Genomic DNA, 20,194 nt, shown 5'->3' with positions numbered 1-20,194 from the left:
GATGTCTGCGGAAGAGCTTTATAACGTCATCGATAGAAAGCCGGAAGGGGATGAAAAAAAAGATGAAAGCCTGAACAAGACTTTGAGTGAGGCTCTTACTGTGAAAACCGCCATAACGTATCCTGAAAACAGCCCTGAGAAGTACGCCAGTGTTACCGCTGATGGTCGTGCTGAACTACCTTCCGCACTTCCCGGAGCTGTTAATCCTGAGTCTCTTGGGCGTGGTCGTTCTGTACTGAACCTTGAGCTTGAACCGACCAGTATGGAGGTGTCTGGGCTGAACCTGTTCTATGGCGAAAAACAGGCGCTGTTTGATGTCTCCATGAAGATACCGCAACAGCGGGTAACAGCTTTTATCGGACCTTCGGGCTGTGGTAAATCCACGCTGCTGCGCAGTATGAACCGGATGAATGATCTGGTGGATGGCTGTCGTGTGGATGGGCAGATACGGCTCACCGATACTTCCGGTGTGCAGCAAAATATCTACGAGAAATCCGTCAATGTGGCTGATCTTCGTCGCCGGGTGGGGATGGTGTTCCAGAAGCCCAACCCATTCCCAAAAAGTATTTATGAAAATGTTGCCTATGGCCTGAGAATTCAGGGCATCAATAAAAAGCGGGTACTGGATGACGTTGTGGAGTGGGCGCTGAAAGGGGCTGCGCTCTGGAATGAAGTGAAGGACCGCCTCCATGAAAGCGCACTGGGCCTGTCCGGTGGGCAGCAGCAGCGTCTGGTTATTGCCCGGACCATTGCGGTGGAACCCGAAGTATTGCTTCTGGATGAGCCTGCATCTGCACTCGACCCTATCTCCACTTTGAAGATTGAAGAGTTGATCAATGAGTTGAAGTCCAGATTTACCATTGTGATTGTCACCCATAACATGCAGCAGGCGGCACGGGTGTCGGATTACACCGCATTTATGTATATGGGGCGGATGATTGAGTATGGCGACACCGACAGACTGTTCACCAACCCCCGCAAGAAACAGACTGAAGACTACATTACTGGCCGTTATGGCTGAAGAGCTTTCCTGAATCTCAACAGCTTCTGGCCGCCTCCAAGGATTATCCATGCCTAACCAAAGCGATTTGCTGACCCACCATATTTCCCAGCAGTTCAACCATGAACTGGAAGAGCTGCGCAATAACCTGTTGTCCATGGGCGGCATGGTTGAGAAACAGGTCAGTGATGCCATTGAGTCACTGATCAATGCCGACAGTGACCTGGCCATCGTTGTTTGTGAAAAAGACACCGACATCAACTTTATGGAAACGTCCATTGATCAGGAGTGTTCCAGAATTCTGGCCCGCCGCCAGCCTGCGGCCAGCGACTTACGTCTGGTTCTGGCATGCACCAAAGTGGCCACGGACCTGGAGCGCATTGGTGATGAAGCGGCCAAAATTGCCCGATTTGCCATAAAATTGTCAGAACAGGGGGAAGCACCCAAAGGCTATATTGAAACCCGTCATATTGGCAGCCATGTCCGCCAGATGACTCAGGATGCCCTGAATGCCTTTGCCCGGTTTGATGCAGAGCAGGCCCTTGCGGTGGCCAAAGAGGATAAAGCGGTGGATCGGGAGTATAAAAGTGCCACCCGTGAACTGGTGACTTATATGATGGAAGATCCCCGCTCCATTACCCGGGTGTTGAATATTATGTGGGTATTACGCTCCCTGGAGCGGATTGGTGATCATGCCAGAAATATTGCCGAGTACGTTATTTACCTGGTCAAGGGTAAGGATGTCAGACACATTGGTCTTAAACGGATGCAGGAAGAGGTGTTTGATAAGCAGCTGGATGATTGAAAAAGTACTGTCTTTTAATTTAATCGAAATGGTTTAGGGGAATTAAATTCCCCGTTTTTTTATTTCTGATATGAACACACATTTAAAAATGTGGTTTTCAATTTTTTATTTTTCAATTAGCTGTTTGGTATTTTGCGCTAGTCTTTAGTTATTAATACCTTTCAGGCAATCATGCTGTTTGTTTCTGAATCAATCTTTTGTAAAAAAACACGGATGAAACAATCAGCAGGTAGCTATGAATTACTCCAGTACCCTTCATGACGGCTGGGATATCCCTGATGAACACCCCGTCAGCAGCGATGACCTTCTTGAATGCCTTGCCTTGTTAACCCGCCATTATGGTAATCCGTATTCACGGGAATCTTTAAAAGCTGGAATGCCCCTTGAGAAAGGCAAATTTACTGCTGAAGTATTTATTCGATCGTCTGAAAGAGCAGGTCTGGCCTGTAAAGTTCATAAACGGGAGATTGCCGAAATATCTTCACTGGTTGTTCCTGCCGTATTGTTATTGAATAAACGCAAAGCCTGCATTTTATCTGATATTGACCACGCAGAAGGCACTGCCCGGATTATTATGCCGGAAACCGGTGAGGGCACGACAACAATCAGTATTGAAGAATTAAATGAATTTTACAGTGGCTATGTTATCTATGTCCGTGAAAAGCATCGTTATGATCGTCGGACCCCACAGAAATTAACGGTTAAATCCAGACATTGGTTCTGGGGCACTGATTCTCGGTTCATGGAGAATCTACCGTGATGTTTTATTGGCATCACTGTTGATCAACGTCTTTGTGGTTGCCAGCCCGCTGTTTGTGATGAATGTGTATGACCGGGTGGTTCCCAACCAGGCGTTTGATACACTCTGGGTTCTGGCCGTTGGTGCGTTTATTGTTTTCAGTTTTGATTTTATTCTGAAAATGGTGCGCAGCTATTTTATTGATCTGGCCGGTAAAAAGTCCGATATTCTGCTCTCTTCTGCCATCATGGAGCAGGTCCTGGGGTTGAGCATGAAGGCCAGGCCCGCTTCAGTGGGTTCCTTTGCGAAAAACCTTCAGGACTTCGAAAGTATTCGGGAATTTATTACCTCTTCAACGGTCACGGCGCTGGTTGACCTGCCGTTCACCTGTATCATTCTTTTCGTGATATTTATGCTCGGTGGGCCGACGGCAGTGGTACCTCTGGTCGCCATGCTCATCATTGGCCTCTACAGTTTCTTTATTCAGGAGCCTCTCAAAAACTCCGTTGAAAAAACACTCCGTTCCAGCCAGCAGAAAAATGCCACACTGATTGAAAGCCTCTCAGGCATGGAAGCCCTGAAAATTGCCCAGGCCGAGAGTGATATTCAGTACCGTTGGGAAAAAGCCGTCAGCCATATTGCCACCTGGAGCATTAAAACCAAACTGCTCAGTGCTTCTGCCACCAGTTTCAGTGCCTATGTTCAACAAATGGCCAATATAGGCATGGTTATTCTTGGGGTTTATCTGATCGCTGAAGGCGAGTTGAGCATGGGGGGGCTGATTGCCTCGGTCATGCTGTCTGGCCGCTGTCTGGCACCCATGGCTCAGATTGCCGGGCTGGCAACCCGCTATAACCAGGCCAAATCGGCTCTGGATGGCCTGAATCAGATCATGGACATGCCCACCGAACGTCATGAAGACAGGGATTACGTTAATCGTCCGGACCTGAAAGGCAGTATTGACTTTGATGGGGTTAACTTTTCCTATCCCGAGCAGGAAATTCAGGCCTTAAGAGATGTCAGCCTGAGCATTAAAGCCGGTGAAAAGGTTGGGATTATCGGGCGAATTGGTTCCGGCAAGACAACCATCGAAAAGCTGATACTGGGACTTTATGAACCGGGAGAAGGCGCAGTTCGGGTTGACGGTGTTGATTTACGACAGATCAATCCCACTGACCTGCGCTCCAGTATTGGCTGCGTTAGCCAGGATATCACACTGTTTTACGGCTCCATTAAAGACAATATCACCCTGGGGGCAAACCATGTTGACGACAGCCAGTTGCTTGAGGCTGCTGAGATTGCCGGAGTAACGGAGTTTGCCAATAAGCACCCTAACGGGTTGGATATGATTGTGGGTGAGCGCGGACAAAACCTGTCCGGAGGGCAGCGACAAAGTATTGCCCTGGCCCGTGCCCTGCTGATGAATCCACCGATTCTGGTGATGGATGAGCCATCCAGCTCCATGGATAACACCACAGAGCTGCGAATGAAGGAGCAGCTCAAGACCCGGTGCAGCGGCAAGACGTTGATATTGGTTACCCATAAGGCCTCAATGCTGGATCTGGTGGATCGACTGATTGTAATGGACAGTGGACGTATTGTTGCGGATGGACCCAAGGATCAGGTACATGCGGCGTTAAGGCAGGGCAAACTCAAAATAGGATAGGCTGGAATGAGTAGCAGCGATGATAAGGACGTAAAGGGTGCGACAGAGGCTCCTGTGAATCAGACTGAACCGTCAGAAGGCCACACTACCAAGTCGGCTGAGTCAGAACAGTTGATGCCAAGCCTGGCATTTAGTGTTGCTGATGGCCAGGAGCAGAGTGCTTCTGAGGATGGCAAAAGGGAGGATTCTCTGGAGAACTCTTCAGAGGCTTCTTCAGAGAACGCTTTAGAGTCGGCTGAGTCAGAACAGGAAGTGTCAGGCCAGGCATCTAATGTTGCTGATGACCAGGAGCAGAGTGCTCCTGAGGATGGTAAAGGGGAGGATTCTCCGGAGAACTCTTTAGAAAAGATAGAAGACACAGTGCTACCAGATGATATGGAATATATCTCTGATACCAATGTCGCCATGCTGATAAGAACGCCAAAAGGTGGCCGTTTACTGATATACACTATGCTGTTGGCGCTGTTCTCCGCCATCGTCTGGGCCAGTGTTGCCCGGTTGGATGAAATTACCAGGGGCCTGGGGATCGTCATTCCATCCTCGCGGTTGCAGGTGGTGCAAAATCTGGAAGGTGGGATTCTGGAGCAGATTTTTGTTGCAGAAGGGCAACAGGTGCACTCCGGGCAACCGTTGATGCAGCTGGATGACACCCGTTTCTCTTCCACCTTTCGGGAAAGTGCCATTGAGTATTACAGCGAGCTTGCCAAAGCGGCCAGACTGAGAGCCGAGTTGTCGGGTGAAACATTGAACTTCCCGGCTGAGTTGGACGACTATCCGGCTTATATGGAGCGAGAGCGGGAAATTTTTTATCAGCGTGCCGACCGCTTCATTGCAGAGCTCAATGTTGCCCGGGAGCAGGCTGTCCAGGCTGAGCATGAGTTAGCCACCACAGAGGATCAGCTGATATTTTTGACCACCAGCTTTGAACTGGGACAGGATGAACTTGAATTGACCGTGCCTCTGGCAGAGCAGGGTGTTGTCTCCAGGGTTGAGCTGATTCAGTTAAGGCAGCGGGTGAATGACCTTGAGTCACAAATGCGGAGAACTGAGCTGAGTATTCCAAAGTTACAGGCGGCCTATCAGGAGGCGCTGTCCCGTAAAGAAGAGGTTTTTCAGGAATACCGTGCTGATATTGTTCAGGAACTCAAGGAAACGGAAGTTCATCTGGATCAGTTAGGTGAGTCTAACCATGCCCTTGAAGACCAGGTAGACCGGACTCTGATCAAATCACCCATGGATGGCATTGTTAAGAAAATCCATGTCACTACGCTGGGTGGGGTCGTTCAGCCCGGCATGAGTCTGCTGGAGATTGTGCCCCTGGAAGATAACCTGATGATTGAGGCGCAAATTCAGCCCAAAGACATTGGTTTTCTGCGCCTGGGGATGAAAGCTGTGGTTAAGCTGACGGCCTATGACTTTGCGATTTATGGTGGGCTTGAAGGTGAGGTTGAGCACATCAGTGCTGATACCATCAAGGATGAGCAAGGCGAGAGCTTTTATATTGTCCGAATCAGGACCAAAAATAACTTCGTCGGCTCAGAAGATAAACCGCTTATGATTATTCCCGGTATGAGAACCAATGTGGACATTATCACCGGAGATAAGACGCTGATGGCCTATCTGCTTAAGCCTATTCTCAGGGCCAAGCAGAATGCGTTGACAGAAAGATAAACAGGATGAGGCTGGTTTCCGGTGTGATCATAGCCACTGAAGCGGCCAGCCTTACTCAATCATTGTATCCGGTGCGATTCGGGTATTGTGCAGTTGCCACTGATCAATATCTGAGTCTTTGATAATGGTTCCGATAAAACAACTCTGGCTGAAGTGTGCATCGGTCAGGTCGGTATGCTCGATCAATAAATGATTCAGATGGCAGTGGGTAAAGGATGGTGCTTTTTCCACACTGAAGCAGTCGGTGAACACGCCTTCATTGAAGCTGACTTTGTTGAATACGGCATTATCCAATTGGGCGCTGGTTAAGCTGACACGTTCCCAGACACACTGAGATATTTCGGTATTGGCCAGACTGACAGACTGCAGTTCACAGTCAGCCATGGTTACTTCATTCATTGTTGCCCCGGAAAAAGAGGGGCCTTCATCAAAACTTTCACACCCTTTGAATGATGCGTTTTGGATCGCCGCATTGTTGAATGCGGTTTTGGTCAGGGTACAGTGACGAAACTCCATATCCTGAATCTCTGCCTGTGAGAAATCGGTATTATCAAAGAATCCGTGGATGATATGACTGTTGTATAAACGTATTTCCCGGCAAGAGCTGTTGTGGAAGGTTTGTGCGGTCATATCACAGTTTTCAATCACCGCTTTATCCAGCATGGCATGATCAAAATTCGCTGCTGAGAGGTCGGAATCAATAACCCTGGCATTGGCCAGGTTGGCGTGACGAAGGTCGGCCCCGTTCAAATTACAGCCATCCAGAATGCAGTCCCGCAGATCGGTATGGCGAAAATCGGCACCACGCAGGTCACAGTTTTTCCAATAAACGCCGCGCAGTTTGCCGGACCGGAATTTACAGCGCTGCATCAGGCTGTTTTTAAAACGCATGCGCTCCAGATCCCGATGGTTCAGAGATAGCCCTGTGAAGTCGGATTGATCCGGAGCGGTCCATCCGGGGTGGAGACTTTCCAGCAATGCCCGTTGCCGCGCAGCCTTCTCTTTTTCCTGCTCAAATTGAGAAGCCTGCCCTGATGCCTGTTGGACCTGATACTGGCCAACCTCTTTGCTGACCAGAATACTGTTATTGGCTCTTAAGCCAGAGGTTTTGAGCCCATCGGTATCCAGAATATTGTGGTTACCCGACGTTGTTGAAACTTTCTTTTTTGGTGAAGACTTCTGTTCTGCAGACTTCGATGATGGGCGTTGTTTCTGTGGCACAGGTGGAAATCTCCGGACAAACTCGTTTCATTCTGAGTCGCCCGGATAGGTTAAAGGTTTAGCCCGGATATTTCATAAACGTGCTCCCGATCTCGCTTGTCCTTTGCCGCTCTAAGGGAGTTTTGTTCAGTCGACCGTACTCCCCGGTACGGCGCTCCCTCACAAAATCCCTTAGAGCGACAAAGTCCTGCGCGAGATTCGGGGCAGTTTATGAAATATCCGGGCTAATACCTGTGAAGTTTTCGCTGAAGCTTTTCCGGTAAATACAAAGCAAGATATGCCCGTGCAGCTCTCCAGCCTTCCATAGCCATTGTCGGGGTGATATTGCCAAATTCCTGATGAGACATGGCGTACACTTTGTCGGCTATTTGCAGGGCAATGGCAAAAATATTGTAGTCCCCGGGCAGCATCGGTAATTCAAAATAACGTTGATAGATACTCTCGATCTGCCTGCCCAGATCATCATCGTGCCGATGATCTGCGGCCAGAATATCAACATGCAGATGCTGCCCGAGTATCAATGCCCGAGCCATCTCATTTTGCTGATAATACTGCTGCATACGTGTTTCCAGAATAAAGCCAATATCACTCCAGTGGTTAATTTCCTGGTCAGGCAGAGGCTTTGAAACACACTCATCAAAGGCGTCAAATACTTCCTCAGCCAGAGCCTGCAGCAACACTTCAATCTTTGGAAAAAAATGATATAGGGAAGAGGGTGGAATGCCTGCTTTATGGGCAATATCGTACAGCGAAAGACTGGGGGTTGATGCTGTGGTAATCATCTCCCGGGCAACACTCAGTATTTTCCGGCGTCGCTCCAGACTTCTGGCCTGCAAGCGCCTGCCCTTTGGTGTGCCAGCCTTATCACTGGCCACCTTCTCAACTGGCAAGACATCCACTTAACTTCTCCTCACGTATCTGACGTTTACTGCGCATCCATTCACCGACGCCTATCACTAGCAAAAGGCCGAGCATTGTAGATGAGGTATGCAACAGATCATAGGTACCCAGCGGGAAAATAAAAAAGAACACAGCCATGACTGTTAGTATCCATGGTGAAAAAGCCGCCGCCCTGATCGCCCAGCTATCACGGATCAATTGCAGCCCATGGTTCGGGGAGAGGTCTCGCTCTTTCAACACCAGATAAGCCGGGAACAACAATAGGTAAGGGAGTAAAAAAATCAGATTGGCAAATGAGAACAGCGACCAGTAGAGGGCGTCAGCGGAATCGGCCATGACGCCATAAAGCAAAATGGCCAGCGATGCCAGAATACCACTCAGAACACTGGCTCCGACCGGCGTACCAGAGGTTGGGTGCTCAAGACCAAACAGCGCAGGCAGCTCTCCGGAGTGAGCCGCTTCAGCCGCTGCGTAGTTCGCTCCAATACTCCAGGTCACCATGTTGGCAACCAGGCTGAACATAATCAGTAGTCCAAGCATAAGGAGGAGGATGTCACTGCCGGGCAATGGTGCCACTATCCGTTCCAGTGTGGCCAACAGGCCATTGATCAAACCGATCTGTTCAACCGGCAGTGCGGCTAATATGCCGAAAACAGCAAACAGGTAAAAAATGGTAATGAGCCCAACGGCCATCAGTTGAGCAAACGGTAAATCTTTTTCGGGATCTTTTATTTCATCCCCGATACAGCTAATAAGGTCGAAGCCAACCAGAGAAAAGATAATGACCGGGAAAAACCGTAAGCCATCATCAAGGCTTGGCGTCAGGGTTTGCAGGTTAATCGGATTGGCTAACCCGGAGTGATAAGCCGTCATCACGCCACCAATGCCAAGCAGAAAAACCACCACTATCTTACAACAGGCTCCGGCATTGGGAATCCACTTCCCGGTGTCCAGGGACAGACAACAGATCAACACCGTCAGCCAGGTGGCAACCAGCGCAAACAGTATCTGGTAAGTGAGCGACATTGTTGGCCAGAACATCTGCGCGAAAACACCGGCCATCATGATAAATGTGGCCGGCATCCACAGTGCAACATTCACCCAGTACAACCAGCTGGTGCGAGCAGACCAGCCCGCGCCAAAAGCCAGTTTCACCCAGTGAACAATGCCGCCACGGGATGGCCAGCGGGTGCCCAGCTCAATGCTGATTAATGCGTAGGGAATGGCAAAAAAGAGGAAGGCAATCAACCACCAGGTCAGGGATTGAACCCCGACCGACGCTGCTGCTGCCAGACCGTCAATCGTCAGAACGGCGCTGAGAGTGAACAGGGTAATATCTTTGCGAGTCAGGCGTCGGTGAATATTCATGGATCACCATGCTGGTTATGTTTTTATTGAATCATTTTTTTATGGAACACAGTGGGCCAGATCCGTCTGGCCCGATGACTGGCTTACACCGCAGGCACCTGCTGGGTAATACAGTGAATGTTACCGCCGCCAAGCAGTATCTCTCTGGCATCGACACCCACCACTTCATAGCCTGGGTAGATATCTTGCAGTAATGCTTTTGCCTCTTCGTCGTATGCGGGATCCAGCAGTGGCAGAATGATCCGCCTATTGGTAATCAGGAAGTTAGCGTAGGAACCGGCCAGACGCTCACCGGCGCTGCGCTCCATGCCTTCACAGATATCGATACCACCCGCCTCATCTTCCTGAATGTAGAGTGGGCCGGGAATATGCATCTTATGAATCTTCAGCTGACGACCACGGGCGTCTGTTGCTTCAGACAGTACCCGGAAAGCTTCCTGAGAGATCTCATACTGGGGATCGTTCTCATCGCTGCACCAGGAAAGAATCACTTCACCCGGACGAACCACATGAATCAGGTTATCCACATGTCCGTTGGTTTCGTCGTTATAAAGACCCCGTGGAATCCAGATCACTTTCTCGATGTTCAGGTAGTCACCCAGAATCTCTTCAATCTCAGCCTTGCTCAGATGAGGATTACGGCTTTCATGGAGCAGACACTCTTCGGTGGTAAACAGGGTGCCTTCACCGTCGACATGAATGGAGCCACCTTCAAGAATTAATGGTGCACGGTAATGGTCATCACGGTTGATCTCACAGATTTTCCGGGCCACCTGGTCATCCCGATCCCATGGGAAATACAGCCCGTCAACCAGGCCACCCCAGGCGTTGAATTCCCAGTCCACACCACGACGTTCACCTTGATCATTCACCACATAACTTGGGCCAATATCACGCATCCATGAATCGTTGGTAGCCATTTCCACCACCCGAATATGCTCTGGCAGCATTCTACGAGCGTTGTCGTACTGTGCGGCAGACACTGCCATGGTCACAGGTGTCACTTCGGCAATGGCTTTGGCAACATTGGCGAACACCTGCTGTGCTGGCTTACCACCGTAACGCCAGTTATCTGTCCGCTCTGGCCATGCCATCCACATTTCTGCATGGGGCTCGTGCTCACCAGGCATGCGAAAACCATCGTGTTTTGGAGTACTTTCCCGGGACTTGCTCATTTGTCTTTTCCTTACGGCTTTATTGTTACAACAATTGAGTCATTAAACATTGGATTGCTCAGGCGGTGGCCACTTGCATGCGTCTGGCTGCTGTGCCCAGTATCCATTCACCAATACCAATCGTGATGGCGATACCCAGGGCGACAGGCAGGGAGTAACTCCAGTCAACATTGCCATTGCCGATGTCCGGGAAGACAAAGAGAACAACAGCCTGAACAATAAACAGGAAGCAGATGGTGCTGAGTACGGCCTGAACCGCTGTGCTTCCGGGCACTTTGTAAGGGCGTTCTCTGTCAGGGTCGCTGACACGCAGTTTGAAGAACGCCGGGAACATAAACAGATAAGGCAGCAGGAAGATGCAGGACGAGAAGGCAAAGATTGACCAGAACAGCTCGTCACTTTCACCGGAAGTCAGGCCATAGAGCAGGATAACCACGGTAGATACCATGCCGGTAATCATGTTTGCACCCACCGGGGTTTTGTGTACCGGATGCTCTTTAGCGACAAATCCAGGCAGTTCGCCCGCTTGCGCAGCTTCCATGGCGGCACGGCTGGCACCCATCGTCCAGGTGGTCATATTGGCAATGAACGTCAACAGCGCCAGAGAACCAATGCCGTATACCATGAATTGGCCAAAAGCACCGTCTCCAAACAGAGTTCTCAAAGTGGAGACAATACCAGCAACCAGACCAATCTCTTCTACTGGCAATGCCAGCAAAATGCCAAGGGTTCCGAAGACATAAAGTCCGGTAACAATGGCGGCTGAAATCAGAATGGATTTGGGAATATCCCGGCGTGGGTTTTTGATTTCCGAGCCCATGCAGGCAATCAGCTCAAAGCCCATCAGGTTGAAGATAATGACCGGCAGGAAACCAAGGCCTGAATCAATAGAGGGCATCATTGAGCTCAGGGTAAATTCATTGGCAACACCGTTCTGGCTGGCATACCAGAAGCCGCCGACACCCAGAACCACAATAACAGTAACCTTGAACAGTGCCCCAAGGTTGGTTACCCAGACACCGGCATCCACAGAGATATTACAGATCCAGATAGTCAGCCAGGTCAGACCAATACAGATCAGGATTTGCCACCAGAGCCCAAGGTCCGGAAAGAACATCTCGGCAAACATACCGGCAAACATGATGTATACCGCAGGCATCCAGAGCCCAACGTTAATCCAGTAGAACCAGGTGGTTCTTACCGCCCACTTGAAGCCAAAGGCTTTTTTTACCCAGTCGTATATTCCGCCATCTCCGGGATAGGTGGTGCCAAGCTCTGATGAGATAAGGCCGTAGGGAATCACAAAAAGAACCAGCGTAATAAGCCACCAGACGATCGATGATGGACCGATTGACGCACTGGCCGTCAGCCCGTCAACCACCAGTACAGCGCAGACACTGAACAGGGTCAGGCTGGGCAACCCCATTTTCCCCGTTGCTTCATTGGACATTATTGTTTCCCCTCTAAGGCAGCTGTTGGCCGCTTATTATTCAATCCGGCAGTCAGTTACCGGGATCAGCCAGCTTTCTGAATGCGGGATCAGTCAAACATCGATTTATTTTCAGATATGTAAACATGATAAATATCGGTTTATTTTCGATATTGATCTAAATCATTTAATTGTTCTTATTTGCTGTGGAAATTATTTCCAGGTGAGGTTTCGGTCGTTTTAGTCCTGCCGGGTGTCTGCTATTTATGCAAAAAATCTCATCAGAATTAAAAATAAAATCAATATTTATCAATATTGATCTGAATCAATGCTGATAAATATCGGGATTTTATAGTGTGCTCAACGACGGGAGCACAGACGACAAAAGTGCTCCTAAGCTTCAGTTTCCAAGACCTGCTGATGGAGACACCATCAGTTCCAAGAAAAGACGGATGCACCGCTCCGGGCAAACCGGGCGTGCATTGCATAAAGACCAGGAGTATTACCATGAAACTGCCATCTTCCAGTGCTACCAACCTGCACAAGCCAGAACTGAAGCACTTCCTGAAAACTCAGGATTACACCCGTAAAGACCTGGAAGGCATTCTGGAGTTGATGGGCCTGCTTAAAGAAGCACGTAAGGCCAATGCCGTTCCTCAATTGTTCAAAGGCAAGTCGGTTGCCATGATTTTTGAGCAGCCATCCACCCGTACCCGTGTTTCCTTTGAAACTGCGGCCACCATCCTTGGTGGACATGGATTGTTCCTGTCACCAAAAGATATCCACCTGGGAGCGAAAGAAAGTCTGGCAGACACTGGTCGTGTACTTTCCCGTATGTGTGACGTCATCCTGGCCCGCGTGGATGACCATAAAACGGTTGCCGGCCTGGCTGAACACGCCACTGTTCCGGTTATCAATGGTCTCTGTGACTGGCTGCACCCAACCCAGATGATGGCCGACCTGTTCACCATGATGGAACACCTGCCTGAAGGCAAGAAAATGGACGATCTGACCGTTGCCTTCGTTGGTGATGCCACTAACGTCTGTTCCGACCTGATGTTCTGCTGCACCAAATTTGGCATGCACTTCAAACACATTGGCCCTAAAAAGTATCAGGCTCCTCAGCTGTGGCAGGATATCGCCAAAGAAAACTGCGAAATCTACGGTGGTCGCCTCACCGTGACGGACGACACCAACGAAGTAGAAGGCTGTGACATTATTGTTGCTGACAGCTTCTACTGGTTCGGTCAGGAAGCTGAAAAAGAAGAGCGTCTGGCTACCTTCATTCCCAACTATGTAGTGACTGAAGAGATGATGGCCAAGGCCGGTGAAAATGCCATGTTCATGCACTGCCTGCCTGCCAATGACCAGCGCGAGTGCACCAGGGAAGTCATGGATGGACCACGTTCCGTGATCTTTGACGAAGCGGAAAACCGCCTGACCGCTCAAATGGCCCTGCTGGTTTACCTGACTCATAAGCATATTGAAGTGCCAACTGAAGAAACACTGGCTTTCCATCAGGATCGTATCGAAACCTTCCTCAGCCGATTCTAATCAACCGTTTTGGTGGCCCGGCTCCGGGCTGCCATTTTTTTCTCATTCAACCTCAATAAATCATAACGAGGGCTTTTATGGATAAGCCTATTCTGGTTGTCGCTATCGGTGGTAATGCACTGCTGCAGCGTGGCGAGTTAATGAGCTGTGAAAATCAGCGGAAAAGTGTTGCCGCCACTGCTCAGTCACTGGCCAAACTGAGCGAAAATTATCGTCTGGTTATTGTGCATGGTAATGGCCCACAGGTTGGCCTGCTGGCTTTGCAGAACCTCTCTTATCGTGACTGCCCGCCATACCCGATGGATGTTCTGGGCGCTGAAACCCAGGGTATGATCGGCTATTTGCTGGAGCAGGGCATCCGTAAAGAGCTGCCCCAAGCGGAAGTAACCACGCTGGTGACCCAGGTTTTGGTGGATGCCAATGATCCGTCTATTGCCGATCCATCGAAGTTTATCGGTCCTGTGTATGACAGGGAAACCGCTGAAAAGCTGGCGGCAGAGCATGGCTGGACCATCAAACCCGATGGTGCTTACTGGCGTCGTGTCGTTCCTTCACCGGCTCCGGTCAAAGTCATGGAAACGGATGCCATCAAGTGCCTTCTGGATCGCAACCATATTGTTATCTGTGGCGGCGGCGGTGGTGCCCCAGTGGTAAAAAATGGCCCGGACATTGAAGGTTTTGAGGCCGTTATCGACAAGGATGCCACAGCGTCCATGCTGGCTCAGGAAATCGGGGCTGCCGAGCTACTTATTCTGACCGATGGCGCTCACGTGTGTGTCGACTGGGGCAAGCCAAGTGAACGACCATTGACCGATGTTACTGTCACCGAAATGAGAGGCTATGCCTTCGCTGCCGGGTCCATGGGACCCAAAGTGGATGCCTGCTGTGCCTTTGCCGAGAAGACCGGAGGTGTTGGTAATATCGGTGATTTATACCATGCACTGGATGTGATGAACCGGACTACCGGCACCCGTATCCACCGTTAATCTGAACAACGCCTGATGGTTAAGTAGTTAATCATCAGGTTCTTTTTCGGCACCTATTCGATTTCTTGCCAATGGCACCGAAACCTTTTCAGTTAAGCTAATCCGCCCATTCCATTAGCATATTTCTTTAACGCAAATCAGCACTATGCATGAAAAATCGCAGTAACAATCTGAGGCGGTAGATAATGGAACCAATAAAAATAACATCGTTACAAGATTTAGAGCAGCTGGAAAAAGATTATCCCTATGAAAGCCTGAGTCAGTTTGAAAGCACTTACGAAGCTATTATGACCAGCGCCCATTTGCGCCCCGGCAAAACCGCCTTATCCTTTTTTTTAAAGGGCAGTGAATACGCTTCAGCCCATACCATCACCTATGGATCACTGATTGCTCATATCAATCAGACTGCCAACTTTTTCCATTCCATTGGCTTGGGCCCGGATGATGTTGTGGCATTTATCATGCCCAATCTGCCGGAAACCCATTACGTCATCTGGGGTGGGGAGGCTTGCTGTCAGGTATTGGCCATCAACCCATTATTAGAGTCAGAACAAATTAAAGATCTGATCAATTCTGTCAATACGAAAGCTGTGGTTACCATGAATCCAATGAAAAATATTGATTTATGGCCCAAGCTGGAACCCATTATTCCGCAGTTGACCAGTGTCGAACATGTGATCGGTGTAGATATCGCACACTATGTACAGGGATTGACGGGGCCGATCGCCAGAATGATTCAACGAAGGATGCGTAAATCCATTACCATGCCGGCCGGTAAAACCTATTACAACTTTACGCAAAGCATCAAAAAACAGCATGCCGATCAATTAATGTTTGATCGACAGTTCACCAAAGACACCATTTCATCCCTGTTTTGTACCGGCGGAACAACCGGTTTGCCAAAGATTGCACGTCGCACACACGCTAATGAACTGTTTAATGCCCGCTCATTGCAAATGATGAGTCAAAGTACCATGACATCGGAGAAATCCATTCTGGGGGGGGTTGCCCCTGTTCCATGTCAATGGTGCCCTGGTCACCGGACTGGTGCCGCTGATGATTGGTGCATCTGTCGTTATCTGCACGCCACAGGGCTACCGTGGCGAAGATGTTTTTCCGAATTTCTGGGATATCATTGCGCACTTTAAAGTATCGGCATTCAGTGGTGTACCCACGGTATACTCGACCCTGATGAACTACCCAACGAAGGGTAAAGACTTATCGTCATTAGACGCAGCCATCTGTGGCGCTGCACCGTTACCCGTAGAAGTGGCCCGTTCATTTCAGGAGGCTACCGGCGTTGAAATTCTGGAAGGTTATGGATTAACAGAAGCCACATGCGCATCCAGTTTGAATTTATTGCACGGCAAGAAAAAGATCGGCTCTATTGGCGTACGCATCCCCTATCAACAAATGGTTTGTGCTGAACTGAAAGACAATAAAATAGTACGTATTTGTGATACCGATGAAATTGGCGCACTGATCATGAGAGGGCCTAATTTATCGTTAGGTTATCAATTGGACCATCAGAATGAGGGCCTGTGGGTCACTGACGACAATGGTGACACATGGCTCAATTCCGGGGACCTGGCACGACAGGATTCCGACGGTTACTTCTGGCTGACCGGTCGTAAAAAAGAGCTGATTGTTCGGGGTGGCCATAATATTGAACCAAAACTGATTGAAGAAACCATGTGCAAGCACCCCGACGTCACCCTGGCAGCAGCTGTTGGTCGACCTGATGCCCATGCAGGTGAAGTACCGGTTTGCTATGTGCAAATCGCAGATAACAGTCAGGTTTCAGATAAAGAGCTATTAGACTTTGCCAATAGAGAAATCCAGGAAAAAGCCGCTATTCCAAAGGCCGTTCACAAGGTCAAAGAGCTGCCGCTAACCGCCATTGGCAAGGTATTTAAGCCTAAACTTGAAATGCAGGAAATTGAAAAATGCGTCATTGCCCTGGCCATGAAAGAGCTACCAACTGTGCCTGTCACAGTGGATGTCAAACAAGATCCCAAATATGGCATCCTGGCCAATGTGAATCTTGGGGAATGTGATGCAACGTCCCGGGCAGAGTTTGAAAAGACACTGGGTGTCTATACGTTTAAGTCTGCCCTTTCGTAATGGTGTTGCATTAGACTCTTGCACACCATTTCAATGAGTTTGATGTGTACAATCTCCGTTCACCCTGAGCCGAGCCGAAGGGCGCTCAGGACGAACGGAGCCAGGGAGTCATTGATAGAAGGAAGCCATCAATTACACATGCAACCATGTACCAGCCATCTATTCAGGTGGTTACTGTTCTGTGTTTAACCAACAAAAACACAAAGAACACAAAAGAAAGTCTCCTCTTCATGCTATGCCTTTTGTTAGCAACCCCTCCTTAAAGTATTAATTATCCGTTAACTGTGGATTTTTATATGCTTGAAGCCATAAAAAAATACCCTGGTTTTCGACTGGCTCGATAACAAAATGGCAGGTAGCGACGATGAGTTCTATGCAAATCCCCGGGCAAATTCATGAATATCAGCACTTGAGTCATTTGTTAACCCGGCAAAAGGCTGCCTTTTTAAACCAGCCCATGCCCAGTGCCAGGACACGAATAGAAAAGTTAAATGCGTTAAAAACATTAATTATTAACCATACCGATGAAATCGTGGCAGCCATCAACGAGGACTTTAGCAATCGTGCAGAGTCCGAAACCATGCTGGCAGAAATATTTCCATTACTGGATGCCATTGAGTACAGTAAGTCCCGCATCAAAAAATGGATGAAAACCGAGCGTCGAAAAACGCCTCTTAATCTGGCACCTGCCAGCGTCCATGTGATGTACCAGCCTATGGGGGTTATCGGCATTGTTGTGCCCTGGAATTTCCCGGTGTTTTTAGGTTTATCGCCCCTGGTATCGGCATTGGCGGCAGGCAACCGCGCCATGATCAAAATGTCGGAATTTGCACCCGGAACAGCGAATTTAGTGCAGGCGTTGATTGGCCGGTATTTCTCAGAAGACGATGTCACTGTAGTCACCGGTGAACTGGAGGTAAGCACGGAGTTCACTCAATTACCCTTTGACCATCTGGTATTTACCGGTGCTACATCCGTGGGCAAGATCGTTATGAAAGCCGCCTCGGAACACTTGACACCGGTGACCCTGGAACTGGGGGGCAAGTCACCGGCCATTATTCATGAGTCATTCCCTATAGAAGAGGCTGCTGATCGATTAGCCTTTGGTAAAGGTATGAATGCTGGCCAGATTTGCGTGTCACCGGACTATATCTTCTGCCCGGAAAACAAACTGGATGCTTTCGTCAATGCCTTTATCAAATCCATGAGCCAGGCCTACCCGACCCTGCGTGATAATAAAGACTACACGGCCATTATCAACGATCGTCAGCTGCTCCGGCTAAAGAGCTATCTGGACGATGCGAAAGAAAAAGGCGCGACCATTGTTGAAATCAATCCTGCCAATGAAAGTTTTGAAGGCACTCGTAAAATGCCTATGACCCTGGTGCTGAATACCAACGACACCATGCTTATTGAACAGGAAGAGATTTTTGGTCCGCTGATTCCAGTGAAAACTTATCACCGTATTGAAGAAGCGCTTAAGTATGTTCATGACCGTGATCGGCCGCTTGCACTCTACTATTTCGATTACGATAAAAAGCGTGCCGAAACCATATTAAGTCAAACCCATTCTGGCGGTGTGTGCGTCAACGATACGCTGAGCCATGTAGCGGTAGACGATGCACCATTTGGTGGGATCGGCCCCTCCGGCATGGGCCATTACCACGGTAAAGAGGGCTTCGTGAACTTCAGTAAAGCGAAAACCATTGTGCGCAAAGGCCGGATTAATGTGACCAAAATGGTGGCTCCGCCCTGGAACAACGCCATGTACAACATGCTGGTCAAATCGCTTTGGTTTAAGTTTAAGGTGTTAAAGCGATAATCAATCATTCAAAAGTTGAGAAGTATGATGTCGACAATAACAATAAACGACATGCACTATGACTACGTCATTGTTGGTAGCGGCTTTGGCGGTTCAGTCAGTGCCTTACGCCTTAGTCAAAAGGGCTACAAGGTTCTGGTTATAGAAAAAGGAAAATGGTTTAAGGACCATGACTACGCGAAAGGCTCCTGGAATCTTACCAAATGGCTTTGGGTTCCTACTATTGGCTTCCGTGGCATCATGAAGTTAACCATTCTCAAGCATGTGACGGTGTATTCTGGTGTTGGTGTAGGCGGCGGTTCATTAGTTTATGGTGCTACGCTTCCTACCCCAAAGGATAAATTCTTTAGCACTGGCACCTGGGCGAAGTTAGAAGACTGGCAACAGGTACTTAAACCCCATTACGATGAAGCCCTGCGTATGCTTGGGGCCGCTCCCAATCCCAATCTGACCGACGCTGATCAGGTCATTCAGGATCTTGCCAAAGATATTGGTAAAGAGAAAGATTTCCACAATGCCAGGGTCGGTGTCTTTTTTTCAGACCGGCAGGATAAAAGTGAATTTGTTCCAGACCCTTACTTCGACGGTGCAGGGCCTGATCGCAAGCCCTGTATTGAGTGCGCATCCTGCATGACCGGTTGCAGACACAATGCCAAAAACACATTAGACAAAAACTATTTGTACCTGGCGCAAAAATCAGGGGCGGATATCATCTCCGAACAGGAAGTGGTGGACGTACGCCCTTTGAATAAAACCAATGGCAAGTCAGGCTATGAGATTACCTTTACATCTTCACGTATGTTATCCAGCAGAAAAAAGCAACGTGTCACGGCCAATGGTGTGGTTTTCTCCGGTGGCGTGCTGGGCACGGTTAAGCTGTTACTGAATCTTAAGCATAAAAAGTCCCTGACCAATTTATCCGAGGTGTTGGGTGACCATATTCGCACCAACAATGAGACCGTTACGGCGGTGACTTCGTTTAAAAAAGACGTCGATTTCGCCCGGGGTGTCACCATTGGTTCTATCCTGCATACGGATGACAACAGCCATTTGGAGCCCATCAGTCAAAATAACCATGCAGGCTTTATGAAGCTGATGAGTGTTCCAAGAGTAACGGGCAAGAATTTCCTGAACAGATGCCTTTCACTGGCAAAAACCATGGCCGTTGAGCCCATCAAAAACCTGCGAGTACTGCTGACTCCTGATTGGGGAAAAAAGACCATCTATTTGCTATTTATGCAACAGTTGAATAGCACGTTATCCTTTCAGCGGGGAACCGGCGGCATCATCAGCAGTACCACAGGAATAGGGGCAGCACCCTCTTGTACCATCGAAGAGTCCCAGGCACTCACCAGCAAAGTAGAAAAAATTACAGAAGGTAAAGCCTCATCTTCATCACCGGAAGCGCTGTTAGGAACACCAACCACGGCACATATTCTCGGGGGCTGTGTGATGGGCGAGAATCGGTATACCGGCGTTATCAATAATAAAGGCCAGGTCTTCGGCTACGAGAATATGTATGTCTGTGATGGTTCTGCCATTTCTGCCAACCCGGGGGTGAATCCGTCACTAAGCATTACTGCTGTATCGGAATGGACCATGAGTCATATTCCCCATAAGAGTACTTAATGTGTATTCGGTATGGCATATATATTGACTATCAAGGTTGGCAAGCGGCCCTATGCCGCTTGCCGCTCCTCTGCATCAAGACTGGCACAGTTATACTCGTAAACA

The 20,194-nt window shown here is 49.0% G+C and carries 15 protein-coding genes and 1 pseudogene; 11 read left to right on the top strand and 5 right to left on the bottom strand.

The annotated features are described in order from the left end of the window. The first annotated feature begins 1 nt into the window (after nt 1). The 5 genes from pstB (at nt 2) to O3276_RS13100 (ending at nt 5,881) form a co-directional block, all read left to right on the top strand. A complete protein-coding gene (gene pstB / locus O3276_RS13120; protein ID WP_269671754.1) occupies nt 2–1,021 on the top strand; it encodes a phosphate ABC transporter ATP-binding protein PstB in 1,020 nt (339 codons plus the stop codon). A gap of 49 nt (nt 1,022–1,070) precedes the next feature. Then, complete coding sequence (gene phoU, locus O3276_RS13115; protein ID WP_163370418.1) at nt 1,071–1,805, top strand: phosphate signaling complex protein PhoU; 735 nt, start codon at nt 1,071–1,073, stop codon at nt 1,803–1,805. 235 nt (nt 1,806–2,040) lie between these two features. Further along, complete coding sequence (locus O3276_RS13110; RefSeq protein WP_269671753.1) at nt 2,041–2,565, top strand: cysteine peptidase family C39 domain-containing protein; 525 nt, start codon at nt 2,041–2,043, stop codon at nt 2,563–2,565. 7 nt (nt 2,566–2,572) lie between these two features. After that, nucleotides 2,573–4,210 carry a type I secretion system permease/ATPase gene (locus O3276_RS13105; protein ID WP_269671752.1) on the top strand — a complete coding sequence of 546 codons (1,638 nt, stop codon included), beginning with the start codon at nt 2,573–2,575 and terminating at the stop codon, nt 4,208–4,210. Between the two features lie 6 nt (nt 4,211–4,216). Continuing rightward, nucleotides 4,217–5,881 (top strand): HlyD family type I secretion periplasmic adaptor subunit, encoded by a 1,665-nt coding sequence (locus O3276_RS13100; RefSeq protein ID WP_269671751.1) that lies wholly within the window; start codon nt 4,217–4,219, stop codon nt 5,879–5,881. A 51-nt stretch (nt 5,882–5,932) separates the two neighbouring features. Here the strand turns inward: O3276_RS13100 and O3276_RS13095 are convergent, their stop codons facing one another. The 5 genes from O3276_RS13095 to O3276_RS13075 form a co-directional block, all read right to left on the bottom strand. Beyond that, nucleotides 5,933–7,102, bottom strand: a complete 1,170-nt coding sequence (locus O3276_RS13095) for a pentapeptide repeat-containing protein (protein WP_269671750.1) — start codon at nt 7,100–7,102, stop codon at nt 5,933–5,935. A 224-nt stretch (nt 7,103–7,326) separates the two neighbouring features. Next, the gene (locus tag O3276_RS13090; RefSeq protein ID WP_269671749.1) at nt 7,327–8,001 is read right to left on the bottom strand and encodes a TetR/AcrR family transcriptional regulator; all 675 of its coding nucleotides are present in this window, start codon (nt 7,999–8,001) and stop codon (nt 7,327–7,329) included. Further along, nucleotides 7,982–9,370, bottom strand: a complete 1,389-nt coding sequence (locus O3276_RS13085; RefSeq protein ID WP_269671748.1) for an APC family permease — start codon at nt 9,368–9,370, stop codon at nt 7,982–7,984. The genes O3276_RS13090 and O3276_RS13085 overlap by 20 nt, the downstream gene beginning before the upstream one ends. Before the next feature lie 83 nt (nt 9,371–9,453). Further along, nucleotides 9,454–10,545 (bottom strand): agmatine deiminase, encoded by a 1,092-nt coding sequence (gene aguA / locus O3276_RS13080; protein WP_269671747.1) that lies wholly within the window; start codon nt 10,543–10,545, stop codon nt 9,454–9,456. Nucleotides 10,546–10,603: 58 nt separating this feature from the next. After that, a complete protein-coding gene (locus O3276_RS13075; protein WP_269671746.1) occupies nt 10,604–11,995 on the bottom strand; it encodes an APC family permease in 1,392 nt (463 codons plus the stop codon). Between the two features lie 486 nt (nt 11,996–12,481). Between O3276_RS13075 and ptcA the strand changes: the two genes are divergently transcribed. From ptcA to O3276_RS13045, 6 genes and pseudogenes are all read left to right on the top strand, one after another. After that, nucleotides 12,482–13,528 carry a putrescine carbamoyltransferase gene (ptcA, locus tag O3276_RS13070; RefSeq protein WP_269671745.1) on the top strand — a complete coding sequence of 349 codons (1,047 nt, stop codon included), beginning with the start codon at nt 12,482–12,484 and terminating at the stop codon, nt 13,526–13,528. Between the two features lie 77 nt (nt 13,529–13,605). After that, on the top strand, nt 13,606–14,514 hold the full coding sequence (gene arcC, locus O3276_RS13065; RefSeq protein WP_269671744.1) for a carbamate kinase: 909 nt from the start codon (nt 13,606–13,608) through the stop codon (nt 14,512–14,514). 185 nt (nt 14,515–14,699) lie between these two features. After that, nucleotides 14,700–15,969: pseudogene (locus O3276_RS13060) on the top strand (AMP-binding protein); the annotation flags it as partial. 30 nt (nt 15,970–15,999) lie between these two features. Beyond that, entirely contained in the window at nt 16,000–16,638 is a 639-nt protein-coding gene (locus O3276_RS25775) for an AMP-binding enzyme (RefSeq protein WP_442876601.1), read from the top strand. Nucleotides 16,639–17,002: 364 nt separating this feature from the next. After that, nucleotides 17,003–18,460 carry a coniferyl aldehyde dehydrogenase gene (locus O3276_RS13050; protein WP_269671741.1) on the top strand — a complete coding sequence of 486 codons (1,458 nt, stop codon included), beginning with the start codon at nt 17,003–17,005 and terminating at the stop codon, nt 18,458–18,460. A gap of 24 nt (nt 18,461–18,484) precedes the next feature. After that, nucleotides 18,485–20,089 (top strand): GMC oxidoreductase, encoded by a 1,605-nt coding sequence (locus tag O3276_RS13045; RefSeq protein ID WP_269671740.1) that lies wholly within the window; start codon nt 18,485–18,487, stop codon nt 20,087–20,089. Nucleotides 20,090–20,194: the final 105 nt, after the last annotated feature.

This window comes from Endozoicomonas sp. GU-1, from assembly GCF_027366395.1.
Lineage (GTDB): Bacteria > Pseudomonadota > Gammaproteobacteria > Pseudomonadales > Endozoicomonadaceae > Endozoicomonas.
The sequence above is the reverse complement of the archived record's forward strand: the minus strand, read 5'-3'. Positions and strand labels throughout refer to the sequence as shown.